We start from the raw sequence: 11,788 nt of genomic DNA on the forward strand, positions 1-11,788 counted from the left end.
CCACGCTTTCGGCCGGCGGGGCTGCTGGAGCACGGCGAGGTGGAGGCAGCGGGGGTGGGGCCTGCTGTCCTCTCGCCGATCTCGACGCCGTCGGCGAGCAACTGCCGGACGGCGGCCTCGGTCTGGTGCTGGTAGGGGTGGCGGGAGGCGAAGTGGCCGTTCTCCCGGATCTCGTACATGTCCTGCGCGAAGTCGCGGTCGCCGAGGGCGATGTCGAGGCGGCGGTCGTGACCCGAGCCGGTGACGCTCCAGCGGCCGGCACCCACCGCGGACCACGTGAGGTCGATGTCCGCTCCGGTGCGGGTCTGCTCGGCCTGCTCGTCGGTTCGGCGCCGGCACTCGGCCGGCGCACCCCCGGGCACCGCACCCCGGTGGAGTTCCTGCGGCTGGCGGCGGCCGCGCTGCGCCCCGGTGGCTGCTACGCGGCGAACCTGGCGGACGGCCCGCCGCTGGCCGGCTCGACGGCGCCGCTGCCGGTGGCCGAGCTGACCCGGCTGCTCGCGGGTGACATCTTCCCGGCCCGGTTCACCGAGGGCGAGGACCTGGCGGCCCTGGTCGGCCGCAACGCCCCGGTCACGGACGCCGCGGCTGTCGACTCCCCGTCCCCGCCGGGCGGCGCCTTCAGCATCGGCTGACCCGCGCCCCGGCGGCCCGGCCCCGGAAATCCACTGGGCGTCCGCCTGTCCCTGCCGGTAGCGTGCGGGGACGATCCCGGAGGTGAGACGGTGCGGCCGCTGCTGCTGATGGACGTCGACGGGCCGCTGAACCCATGCGCGGCGAAGCCGTACCGACGACCCGACGGCTACCGGACCCATCGGCTGATGACGCCGAGCTGGGAAGCCGCCGAGCGCCGCCGGCTCGCCGCGTGGGGCCTGCCCCACAAGACGCCGAAGCCCCTGCGGGTGTGGCTCAACCCGGACCACGGCCCGGCCCTCGCGGCGCTGCCGTACGACCTGGTGTGGGCGACCACGTGGCAGGAGGAAGCGGACGCCTTCATCGCCCCCCTGCTCGGGCTGCCCGCCCTGCCACACATCGCCTGGTCCGAGCCACGGCCCGAGCCGGACGGCGGGGTGTTCTGGAAGACCCCGCAGATCGTCGCCTGGGCGCGCGGCCGCCCGTTCGCCCGGGTCGACGACCTGATCACGGATGCCGACCGAGCGTGGGTCGAAGCCCACCACCGAGGACCGGCCCTTCTCCACCACGTCGCCCCGAAGGCCGGCCTGACGGCGGACGACTTCGCCCGGCTGACGGACTGGGCCCGCCAACTCGGCTGACGCCGGCGGCGCCATTTCCTCCGAGTCCTTCGAGTTGTAGTTCGGTGGGGCCGGCACCTCGCCCGCACCGGTGTACTGCCCCGACCCCCACCGCCCGGGCACTCTTCCACTGTATTGGTCTCCACGCTGGCGCCCGACCTTCGCTGGCGGCCATCGCTGGCACCCCCCGCGAGCGCGGGGCCGACCTCAGGGTCACCAACCAAACCGGCGGCCCGCAGGAGCAATCCCCGCGAGCGCGGGGCCGACATTGTCTGGGAGAACGGCGAGCAGACCGCCCGGGAGCAATCCCCGCGAGCGCGGGGCCGACACTTGCTGACCTGCGGCGATTGGCGTCAAGGGACGCCGATCAATTCAGTTCGATTGGCTGGAAACCCGGAGGGCAAGTGATGTCGTACCGTCATTCCCTTCGCCCCAATCCGAGTTGCCAGCATCATGTCCTGCACTCCCGAAGCGTACTCGCACGTGGGGGTCGGGATGATGGTCGAGGACCTCTGGTGGCGGTACCCGCTGCCCGAAGTCAGAGGCTGGTTGCGCGCCTTGTGGGACAAGCTCGCGAGCGAGGAAGGCCGGTGGGGCGCTCCGGCTTCCGGCAGCTTGACCATGGGCAGCATGACCAGGGAGGACTTCCTGCCCCGCCAGGACCGGCGACCACCAACCGGCGCGCTGTGAGCGCTCGGAGCCGCGCGACCATGTCCTCGAACCCGAGCTGTTCAGGCAGTCCCGTGCACGAGTCGCTTCCGTGAGGCTGCTGCAGCTCTCACGGAATCGGTATCGCGACCCGTTCCCGTAGGCCGCGGACGTCGGCTTCGCCACGCCCTGCCCCAGGACCTCGTGGGTCAGCCCGTCCACGGCTTCCTCGGTGTTGGCGGGGCGGCCTTCCGACTTGGGGTGGGGGCGGAGCCGAGATGGAAGGTGCCGGTCCTTCTCATGGACCACGTTCCCCGGGCGGCCCCTCGATTCGGTTGATCACCGGGGCGAACCACCGGAGACCTCGCTCGCTGACCAGGGCCGCAAGCACGAGAAGCGTCCGCAGCCTTCCGATCGGGCGACCCGTAAATCCTGGTGCGGGCCATCCCCTGTGCTGCCGTAACATCCGGACGGCACGACGCACACCTGTTCACGGGGGAGTACCGCACTTGTTCAAGAGATCGACGCCCGCGCTGTCCGGAGCGGCCATACGGGCCGCCCGTGCGGCCGTACTGACGGTGTCGGGCGCCCTGGTGCTCAGTTCGTGCTCGCTTCTGGAGCCACTGGTCGGAGGAGCTGAGCAGCCGAGCAAGCCGGTATGGGTCGAGTCCCGGGAGGAGGCGCTGGCCCGGGCGGACCAGGTGCAGAACCATGTGCGCGAGCTGACGGGCCTCGAACGGGATCCGTGGACCAAGCTCACCGCCTACTAACGGTGTTCGGGGCGGGGGATGGGCATCGCCGATGAGGGTGAGGCGTACGAGCTCAGCTCGGCGATCCGCTTGAAGGCCACGGACGACCAGCGTCCCGAGGTGGTTCGGGCACTGCGGGAGAAACTCGCGGGCGAGGGCTTCAAGGTCACCTCGAACGAGCCGGATTCGGCCGATCAGTCCACGTGGGAGTTCGAGGCCGTCCACGAGCCCGACCGCTACACCGTTCGAGCGGGTAAGGCGAAGCTCGGCCAGGGCGTGGGCGTCATCGTCACGCTGCCCTGCCAGGCTCCGCCGACCACCGCGGCCTCGCCTGCTCCGACGGCCACCCTCTGACGACCCGCGGCGGCGAGCACCCACTCGGCGGCGGTGACGGTGTGCCGGGTGGGCGGCTGATGGCGGCAGGCTGGTGGGTCCGGAACGAGTGGTCGAACCACGGGCGCCGCGGCCGTCTACCGTCTGGTCGTGGCCGCCTACCGCCCGGTCGTGGCCGCCTCGGCCGGCCCTTGGCCCTGGTCCGATCCGGACGCCGGCCCCGGGCCGCCGATGTTCACCGCTACCCGGCGGCAACTGCCGCCGGGCGACGTGGGGTTCGCGGTTAGCCGAAGCCGCGAGCGTCCTGCTTCAGCGCGGTGTCCACGGTGAGCGCGGCCGCCAGGACCAGGCTGAGCAGCGGGTCGGCGAGCGGGCGGTGGATCTGAAGCACGTAGTTGTCGGCCGTGGTGAACATCGTCTTCGCCAGGCCCTCCCACGTCTTGGTGATCCGGGCGACCTCGGTGTTCGTCGCGTCGACGATGGAGAAGTTCCAGGCCCGCCAGTTCTCGGCCTTGATGGCGCCGATCCTCTGGCCGTCGACCTCCATCGCGAAATCGATCTTTCCGATGACGTTCTGCTGGATGATCTGGCCGACCTCCTGACCGTTCGGACGCTGCACGATCACCCGCGACTTGATCAGCTTCGCCGGGCGGGTCAGCAGCAGCACCGGGGTGCCGTGCGCGTCGCGGATCTCGAGCTTGTGGGTCAGGTACTGGTCGAGGGAGGAGACCAGCCGTAGCACCTTGCGCAGAGCGCTCTGGCCGACCTCGACCACCGAGCCCAGCGTGGCGCCCTGCTGGTCGAAGACCGCGTACTCGTTGGTCAGCTCGATCAGCTTGGCCTTCTGGTTCACCACCAGGACGGGCTCGGAGAAGAGGGTGCCGCCGCCACCGGAGACGGGGCCGACGCCCGCCTGGTGCTGTACCTGGCGCTGCACCCTGGCGGCGTCGCCGGACGGGGCGGCCGACTGCCCGGGGAAACCGGAGGTGTTCGTGTTCTGGGACATGGCGGGCAGGCTAGGGCCAGCCCGCCGCGGACAGCCAGATCATTTTCACCGGCTCCCGGGTTCGTTCGGTCGCGAACTCGGCAGGTGGGGCGGGGCGTTGCGAATGACAGTCGACCGGTACTCGGCGGAGCAGATGTGGCTGATGTCACATCCACTCGACCCGATTCGAGTTCCGTGTCGGCGCCTGGCCCGTCGCTCAGGCAGTGTGCAGCGGAGAGGTGTCCGGCTGCTCCGGTCCGACTGCCGGGACGACCGTCGGGGGAGCGGGGGCCTCGGCGTCCGCGCCCTCCTCCGACCGGCGGGTCAGCTTCGACTTGAGGCTGATCAGGCCGCTCCTGACATGCGGAGCGGCCTTCGCCGCGGCGACCCCCAGGACGACGCCCGCGCCGAGGATGCCCAGGGCCACCTTGGTCCCGGGGAACAGTACGGCGTGCGTGGTGAGTTCGTTGTCGTCGTTCCGCGCCAGCGCGCTCTTCCCGCCAGGAGTGCTTGACTCCGAGAGGTGCGTATCGGAGGGGCGCTGTACCAGCAGCAGTTCCCAGGTCGAGTTGTCCCAGTTGACGTCCATGGCGCCACTGTAGGGGTGGCAGGGTGCGCCGCGGTCCGGAACGTCGCTAGGGATGGTCCTTCTTGCGGTGGTTGACGATGCTGGCGGGGGCGCCGCTGTAGTTGCAGTCGGCGCACTTCTGCCACGAGCAGTCCGGATCGGCGACAGCGGCATGGCGGACGGAGTGGTGCGAGCCGTAGCCGTGGGCGTGGAGCAGTTGAGCGACGGACCCGTCGTACTTGAGCGCCATGAGCGCTGCTTCGGCGATCTTGTCGTGGCCGGCGGCGAAGAACTTGCCCAGGCCGACGTCCTTCCCGCAGCCGCACCAGCACTTGCCGGTCGGGATGAGGCGGGGCTTCTCGTTGTTTGACATGAAGCCAAGGTAGCAATCCTTGGATTGATGTCAAGGTATCAATCCAAGGGTTACATGCAAGAGTTGGGTTGCTGTCAGGTGGCGTGCAGGCGGCTGCGGGCAGGACTGCTGCACGAGGTCTCTCCGGGGGCGCGACGACCCGTCATTGGCCCAGTTCGGGGTAGTAGCCGCGCTGGTACAGCGACAGATCGGTGACAGCGAGCTCCGCCGCACCCCGGCAGATCACGCAGACGCGACGCCGGTGACAGGCAGGGCAGTTGACCCGCCCGTGGGCCGCGTCGGGGCGCCAGCCGCGACCTCCGCAGTCGTGGCACCAGCCCAGGCCGTCGCACTCGTAGCACAGTACGTATCCGGGGGTGACGGTCTCGGGCGTGAGTAGTGGTTCCGGGCGTCGGAACTCCTCCGGCTCGTACAGGGCCATCGCCGGTGTCTGCCAGCTGAACCAGAGAGTGGACATGTGGTCGACCGCACGGATCTCGATGCCGCAGCCGTGGCGGCGACCGGTGACGACGATGCGGACCGTCCCGCCGGCGGCGGTGACGTTCGCGGGGCGCATTCCCGTGAAGCAGCCGACCGAGTACCGGTAGCGGAGAGGCTCGTGCCAGTCGACGACCTCCGGCTCGGCGAGGAACAGCAGGCTCAGATCGCTGCCGGGTGCCAACTCGTCGATCAGCTCGACGAGTTGTGCCCGCAGTGCGTGGCCAAGCCAGTCCAGCTCCTCCCGCGCGCCCGGTACGGGCCCCATGGCGCCCTCCTCCTCGCCCGGACCTGCCGTCGCCGGGATTCTATGCGGGGATCGTGTCACCGGGCCCGTGTCGGCGAACGGTCGTGGCCGGTACGGCCCTCAAGCCGATCTGGACGTGGTTGAGGATTTCCGCGAGCGCGGGGTCGAGAGGGTGACGAAGTCAGGACCTTCAGGTTTGGGGGAGCAATCCTCGCGAGCACGGGGCCGAGGCCGACCGCGGCATGGAGTACGACGTCGAGACGGAGGCAATCCCCGCGAGCGCGGGGCCGAGTCGGCGGTGGTCTCCATGCCAGCGGCGAGGACGGAGCAATCCCCGCGAGCGCGGGGCCGAGGTCACCCCGCCGTCCGCCTGCTTGGCGTCGGCGGAGCAATCCCCGCGAGCGCGGGGCCGAGGCCTCGTGACCTGCGCCGATTCTCCTCAGAGGGCGCCGATTGATTCAGTTCGAATCGGTAGACGGTCCATGGCAGTACTTATGTGGTGTTGTCATCTCTTCTCACGGCCAGGCCACTGCCAATGCTGCGGCTCCCGAAGGGTACTCGCTCCTGAAGGGCGGGATGAGTGGTACCGCCTGAGGTCACGGGCGGGCTGGGTTGTGAGCGAAGTCGGCTGGGCGGGGCCGGGGTTCTGCCAGTTTGCCGTTGTCTTGCTGCTGCTGGTCCGCCCGGGCGCTGTGCCGGTCAGGACGGTGCCGAGGGCGGCAATGCGATAGGTCGGTCGGGAGGATGCTTGCTTCGGTGTAGGCGGCCGCCTGTGCGACCGAGTCCGTGAGGAGGAGTTGGGCGCGGTCCACCTACGACCAGAAGCCGAACAGGTTCTCGTTGCGTAGATGCCCCGCCTGAACACCAGGCGTCCGTCCCCGAGGTCGGCGCCGACCAGGGACGGCCATCGAGGACGCCTTGATGGGCCGCCACGAGCACGCGTCGGACGGCACGGACGGCCGGCAGCCCATCGAGGCAGGCGCGCACAGCACTGCGCGCGCCCCCGCCGTCGTCGTACCCGCCCCCTGCCGACGGTCGGCGCGTCGGCGGGAGGGGTGGGGCGGACGGGGTGTCAGAATCGGCGGGTTCATGCCCATGGCGGGGATGCGTCGGGAGTGCGGCGCCACGTCCGAAGGAGCGAGCGATGAGTGGCGGCGGGGAGCAGCCGGAGCTGGGGCAGGTACCGGAGACGGCGTTGTGGACGCTGTGGCACCGGGCGGTGGAGGCGCGGCGGCCGGACACCGTGTTGCCGGATCCGGTGGCGGTGGAGCTGGTGGAGCGGATCGACTATCCGTTCGCGGCGCGGTTCGGGGAGAACGCGTTGGTGAGCCAGCTCCAGGCGCTGCGGGCGGACTGTTTCGACCGTGAGGTGGCGGACTTCCTGATCCGCTGCCCGCGCGGCACGGTGGTCGGGCTCGGGGACGGGTTGGAGACCCAGGCCTGGCGGGTCGACAACGGGCGGGCGAGCTGGTTGTCGGTGGACCTGCCGGAGGTCGCCGAGTTGCGGCGCCGGCTGTTGCCGCCGGACGAGCGGCACCGGATTGTCGCCAGTTCGGCCACTGACCCGGGCTGGATGGACGAGGTGGATCCGGCGAACGGGGTGCTGATCAGTGCCGAGGGGCTGCTGATGTACCTGCGGCCGCAGGAGGTGCGCGCCCTGATCGCGGCCTGCGCCGAGCGCTTCCCCGGCGCGGCGATGGTGTTGGACGCGGTGCCGCGCTGGTTCAGTCGGCGGGCCGTCGAGGGCAAGCTGCGGGACCGGTACTACCAGGCGCCGCCGATGCCGTTCGGGATGGACGCGGACGAGTGTGACCGGCTGGCCTCCGCGCACCCGCGGGTCACCGACGTCCGTGAGGTCTATCCGGAGGGCGGGCGCCGGCCGCTGAGCGCCCTGCTGCCGCTCGTGCGCTGGATCAAGCAGCGCCCGTCCGTCGTCGCACTGCGTTTTGCCGAATCTTGAAGAAACGCAGGTCAACCTGGAACCATGGTGTGTGGGGCGTACGTCGTAACCACGGGTGATCGGCCGGGGGGACAGGCCGCCCGGCACGTTAGGCTCGCTCCGGGGGAGCGGCCTGGTGCCGCCATCGGAATGAACTGCCGGGACGGGCACGCTGCTCCAGGGGGAGCGCGGCCGGTCCCGTCCTGCCACGGAGGGACTGGCCTTGCACATCGACGCCTGGATCGAGGGGATTCCGCCGACGGCGGTGTACGCCGTGGTCGGTCTGATCATCGGGCTGGAGTCGTTGGGTATCCCCTTGCCCGGCGAGATCGCCCTGGTCACGGCGTCCCTGATGGCGGTCAAGGGTGTGGTGAGCCCGTGGGGCGTCGCGATCTGCGCGATCGCCGGCGCGATCATCGGTGACTCGATCGGTTACTCGATCGGACGCAAGGGCGGCAAGCCGCTCTTCGAGAAGCTGGGACGCAAGTTCCCCAAGCACTTCGGGCCCTCGCACCTGGCCACCGCCGAGCGCTCCTTCCAGAAGTGGGGCATGTGGGCGGTCTTCTTCGGCCGCTTCATCGCCCTGCTGCGCATCTTCGCCGGTCCGCTCGCGGGCGCGCTGAAGATGCCGTACTGGAAGTTCCTGATCGCCAACGTGCTGGGCGGCGTCGTCTGGGCCGGTGGCACGACGCTGCTGGTCTACAAGGTCGGCAAGAGCATCGAGCCCTGGCTGGCCCGGTTCTCCTGGGCGGGCCTGGGGGCGGCCCTGGTGATCGGCCTGCTCTCGGCCTGGATCATGAAGCGCCGCACCGCCAAGACGCACGCCAAGATCGAGGCGGAGGAGGCGGCCAAGGCCGCCGCCGCGGCGAAGGAGCCGGTCGCCGACTGACCACTCCCCTCCGGCCGGTCTCCCGATCGGTCGTCCGTCCGGTCTCCTGGCCGGTCCTGCGGAGGACCGGTCACGGACGGGTCCTCCTCCGCAGCCACCGTCGTGGTGCCCTCGGGCCCTCGGAGTAGCATCGGCCGGGTACTGCCGATCTTGCACTCCGGAGGGCCCGATGTCTTTGCAGCCGACCTGGGACGCCGTGGACGCCTACTTCTCCGAGCAGCTGGTCGGGCACGACCCGGTGCTGGAGGGGGCCACGGCCGCCGCCGACGAAGCCGGGCTGCCGAGGATCGCGGTGGCACCCAACCAGGGCAAGCTGCTGCACCTGATGGCACTGACCCAGGGCGCGAAGCGGATCCTCGAGGTCGGCACGCTCGGCGGCTACAGCGCGATCTGGCTGGCCCGGGCGCTGCCCGAGGACGGAACCCTGCTCACCCTGGAGCTGGACCCCCGGCACGCCGAGGTCGCCCGGCGCAACCTGGCGGCCGCCGGGCTGGCCGGGACCGCCGAGGTGCGGGTGGGCCGGGCCGCGGACTCGCTGGCCGAGCTCGTGGAGCAGGGCGTGGACCCCTTCGACCTGGTCTTCATCGACGCCGACAAGCCGAGCAACCCGGAGTACTTCCGGCGGGCGCTCCAGCTGACCAGGCCCGGCTCGTTGATCATCGTCGACAACGTGGTGCGCGGTGGCGCGGTCGCCGACGCGGCCAGCACCGACCCGGCGGTGGTCGGCACCCGGGCGCTGCACGACCTGATCGCGGCCGAGCCGAGGGTCGACGCGACCTCGGTGCAGACGGTCGGCAGCAAGGGCTACGACGGCTTCACCCTGGCCCGCGTCCGGGGCTGACCGCGGGCCTGGCACCGGCTGACCGCGGGCCTGGCACCCACTCGCTCGCCTGCCACCCACTTGCCACCCACTTGCTCATCTGCGACTGACCCGCGCGCCCGCGAGTCACTCGCCCACCGGAGAACGGAGACATCGTGCGGATCGGACTGCTGGGAACCGGCCCCTGGGCGGAACGGGTGCACGCGCCCGTCCTGGCCGAGCACCCCGGGCTGGAGTTCACCGGCGTCTGGGGCCGCCGACCGGAGGCGGCCGAGGCGCTGGGCGCCGCGCACGGCGTGCCCGGGTACGCGGACCTCGACCGGCTGCTGGCCGAGGTGGACGCGGTCTCCGTCGCACTGCCCCCGACCGTGCAGGCCGGCCTCGCGGTGCGGGCCGCCGAGGCCGGGTGCCACCTGCTGCTGGACAAGCCGGTCGCGCTGACCGTGCCGGACGCCGAGGCCGTGGTCGAGGCTGTGCGCGAGCACAAGGTCGCGTCGGTGGTCTTCTTCACCGTGCGCTTCGGCGGCGAGCAGATGCCGTGGATCGAGCGGCAGGCGGAGCTCGGCGGCTGGTTCACCGGCCGCTCGGACTGGCTCGGCTCGGTGTTCGCACCCGGCAGCACCAGCCCGTACGCCGCCTCGCCGTGGCGGGTGGAGAAGGGCGCGCTGTGGGACGTCGGCCCGCACGCGCTGTCCGTGCTGCTGCCGGTGCTGGGTGACGCGACGCAGGTGACGGCGGTGGCCGGTCCGCTGGACACCGTGCACCTGGTGGTGCGGCACGCCGGCGGAGCCTCCAGCACGCTCGCGCTCAGCCTGACCGCGCCGCTCGCGGCCGGCGGGACGGGCATGGAGCTGCGCGGCGAGCACGGCGTGGTGCAGCTGCCCCCGCGCGGCGAGGGCCCGGTCGCGGCGCTGCACCGGGCGCTGGACGCCCTGCAGGCCTCGGCGGCCTCGGGCGAGCCGCACCCCTGCGGGGCGGACTTCGGCCTGCGGGTGGTGGAGATCCTGGCCGCCGCCGAGCGCTCGCTGGCGGGCGGCGGACCGGTGGAGGTCTGAGCACTGGCGGACGCCTGAGCAGGTGAAGCGGCGGCGGGGCCGGGTGCGGAGGGAGATCCGCACCCGGCCCCGCCGCGTCACCCGGCCCCGCCGCGTCACGTGCGAGTCACCCGCGCGTCAGTCCGGCGGCAGTGGCAGCGGCGGAGGGGTGGCGGAAGGACGGCGGTCGGCGGGGCGGGCCGGGGGGATGACCTGGGCGCGGAAGTCGCGCGGGCCGGTCCACAGGGCCGGGACGGCGTCGCCGCGGCGGGCCAGCTCGTACGCCAGCGCCTCGTAGTTGACCCGCCAGCCGTTGAAGTGCGCCCAGGCCTCCTCGACCGGGCGCTCGCGCGGGAAGCCGGACGCGGTGATCATCGCGACGGCGCCCAGGTACTCGGCGTAGGTCAGCCGGATCGGGACGTCCGGGTCCGGGTCCGAGTCGAAGTCGAACCGCAGTGAGCGGGCGATGTCGCGCAGGGCGGTGAAGCCGGCCCGGAGCACCAGCCGGGCCTCGGGCGGGGCCGAGCGCGGGCAGAGCGCCAGGTGCAGGGCGGCGGCGTCCATCACGGCGATCAGCCCGACCACCCAGCTGCGGTTGGGCTGGGGGGAGCGGAAGGAGAGCAGCACCGGGTAGTTGGAGTGGCTCTCGCCGATGTCGGCGGCCAGCCGCTCCCAGTCCCGGTAGAGCTGGGGCAGCGCGGTCTCGGTGTCCACCAGGGACTGGCGGGCCAGCAGCTCGGGGCCCCAGGCGGGCTCGCCGGCCCGGGACTGCAGCAGCGTCACCTCGGTCTCGCGGCGCTGGTAGGCGGCGTAGAGGGTCGGCAGGTAGGAGATCTGGAGGGCGATCACCAGCGGGCCGCTGGCGGCCGCCAGGAAGTCGATCGCGGACAGGTGCAGCCGCTCGCCGCTGGCGAAGCCGAGGGTGAAGAGGCTGGACCCGGCCTCGCGCACGGCCACCGACCAGCTGAGTTCGGAGGTGCCGTGCAGCAGCAGGGTGTAGGCGATCAGCATGCAGCTGAGCCACACGCCGAGCATGCCCAGCAGCACCAGCGGCGCCAGCCAGGTGAGCGCCCGGTCCTGCGCGTGGTAGCCGCGGGACGGCCCGGCGAACAGCTGCAGCAGCTTGCGCAGCACCCGCCAGAGCCGCATCACCAGTGCCGAGTAGAGCCCGCGCGGAACGACCAGGGTGCGCAGGATGCTGCCGATGACCAGCAGGAGCAGCAGCGCGCCGAGCGCGGTCTGGATCATCCTCATGGCGCCATTCTGGCGGTACGCCGGGACTGCCGTGGCACGCTCCGGGGCGGGTCGGCCGGCCGGCGGCGGCCCGGCAGCCGACGTCACCCGGCCGAGGCCCGTCCGCCGCGGGCCTGCCGCCCGTCCGCTGCCCGTCCGCCGTGGGCCTGCCGCCCGTCCGCTGCCCGTCCGCGGCCCGTCCGCCGTGGGCCTGCCGCCCGTCCGCCGAGCATCCGCCGA

The 11,788-nt window shown here is 71.9% G+C and carries 13 protein-coding genes and 1 pseudogene; 9 read left to right on the plus strand and 5 right to left on the minus strand.

Annotated elements, in window-relative coordinates; all coding sequences use genetic code 11:
- Positions 1 to 152 precede the first annotated feature (152 nt).
- From ACGF13_RS10305 to ACGF13_RS10325, 5 genes are all read left to right on the plus strand, one after another.
- A complete protein-coding gene (locus ACGF13_RS10305) occupies positions 153 to 635 on the plus strand; it encodes a hypothetical protein (RefSeq protein ID WP_392871416.1) in 483 nt (160 codons plus the stop codon).
- A 108-nt stretch (positions 636 to 743) separates the two neighbouring features.
- Positions 744 to 1,274 (plus strand): hypothetical protein, encoded by a 531-nt coding sequence (locus tag ACGF13_RS10310; protein ID WP_392871684.1) that lies wholly within the window; start codon positions 744 to 746, stop codon positions 1,272 to 1,274.
- Positions 1,275 to 1,748: 474 nt separating this feature from the next.
- Positions 1,749 to 1,943 carry a hypothetical protein gene (locus ACGF13_RS10315; RefSeq protein ID WP_392871419.1) on the plus strand — a complete coding sequence of 65 codons (195 nt, stop codon included), beginning with the start codon at positions 1,749 to 1,751 and terminating at the stop codon, positions 1,941 to 1,943.
- Between the two features lie 467 nt (positions 1,944 to 2,410).
- The gene (locus ACGF13_RS10320; protein ID WP_392871422.1) at positions 2,411 to 2,671 is read left to right on the plus strand and encodes a hypothetical protein; all 261 of its coding nucleotides are present in this window, start codon (positions 2,411 to 2,413) and stop codon (positions 2,669 to 2,671) included.
- 18 nt (positions 2,672 to 2,689) lie between these two features.
- Positions 2,690 to 3,004: a hypothetical protein gene (locus ACGF13_RS10325; RefSeq protein WP_392871425.1), complete on the plus strand. Its 315-nt coding sequence runs from the start codon at positions 2,690 to 2,692 to the stop codon at positions 3,002 to 3,004.
- Positions 3,005 to 3,266: 262 nt separating this feature from the next.
- Here ACGF13_RS10325 and ACGF13_RS10330 read toward each other — a convergent pair.
- The 4 genes and pseudogenes from ACGF13_RS10330 to ACGF13_RS10345 form a co-directional block, all read right to left on the minus strand.
- Positions 3,267 to 3,932: pseudogene (locus tag ACGF13_RS10330) on the minus strand (phospholipid scramblase-related protein); the annotation flags it as partial.
- 253 nt (positions 3,933 to 4,185) lie between these two features.
- On the minus strand, positions 4,186 to 4,557 hold the full coding sequence (locus ACGF13_RS10335) for a hypothetical protein (protein ID WP_392871427.1): 372 nt from the start codon (positions 4,555 to 4,557) through the stop codon (positions 4,186 to 4,188).
- Between the two features lie 46 nt (positions 4,558 to 4,603).
- The gene (locus tag ACGF13_RS10340) at positions 4,604 to 4,909 is read right to left on the minus strand and encodes a hypothetical protein (protein ID WP_392871430.1); all 306 of its coding nucleotides are present in this window, start codon (positions 4,907 to 4,909) and stop codon (positions 4,604 to 4,606) included.
- Between the two features lie 142 nt (positions 4,910 to 5,051).
- Entirely contained in the window at positions 5,052 to 5,654 is a 603-nt protein-coding gene (locus ACGF13_RS10345) for a hypothetical protein (protein WP_392871433.1), read from the minus strand.
- A gap of 1,123 nt (positions 5,655 to 6,777) precedes the next feature.
- Here ACGF13_RS10345 and ACGF13_RS10350 point away from each other — a divergent pair.
- The 4 genes from ACGF13_RS10350 (at position 6,778) to ACGF13_RS10365 (ending at position 10,336) form a co-directional block, all read left to right on the plus strand.
- A complete protein-coding gene (locus ACGF13_RS10350; RefSeq protein ID WP_392871436.1) occupies positions 6,778 to 7,593 on the plus strand; it encodes a class I SAM-dependent methyltransferase in 816 nt (271 codons plus the stop codon).
- A gap of 202 nt (positions 7,594 to 7,795) precedes the next feature.
- Positions 7,796 to 8,461: a DedA family protein gene (locus ACGF13_RS10355; RefSeq protein ID WP_392871439.1), complete on the plus strand. Its 666-nt coding sequence runs from the start codon at positions 7,796 to 7,798 to the stop codon at positions 8,459 to 8,461.
- A 169-nt stretch (positions 8,462 to 8,630) separates the two neighbouring features.
- Positions 8,631 to 9,302 (plus strand): O-methyltransferase, encoded by a 672-nt coding sequence (locus ACGF13_RS10360; RefSeq protein ID WP_392871442.1) that lies wholly within the window; start codon positions 8,631 to 8,633, stop codon positions 9,300 to 9,302.
- Positions 9,303 to 9,436: 134 nt separating this feature from the next.
- Positions 9,437 to 10,336, plus strand: a complete 900-nt coding sequence (locus ACGF13_RS10365; protein ID WP_392871445.1) for a Gfo/Idh/MocA family protein — start codon at positions 9,437 to 9,439, stop codon at positions 10,334 to 10,336.
- A 117-nt stretch (positions 10,337 to 10,453) separates the two neighbouring features.
- Here ACGF13_RS10365 and ACGF13_RS10370 read toward each other — a convergent pair whose 3' ends face one another.
- On the minus strand, positions 10,454 to 11,569 hold the full coding sequence (locus ACGF13_RS10370) for a hypothetical protein (protein WP_392871448.1): 1,116 nt from the start codon (positions 11,567 to 11,569) through the stop codon (positions 10,454 to 10,456).
- Positions 11,570 to 11,788: the final 219 nt, after the last annotated feature.

The organism is Kitasatospora sp. NPDC048286, from assembly GCF_043201735.1.
Taxonomy (GTDB): domain Bacteria; phylum Actinomycetota; class Actinomycetes; order Streptomycetales; family Streptomycetaceae; genus Kitasatospora.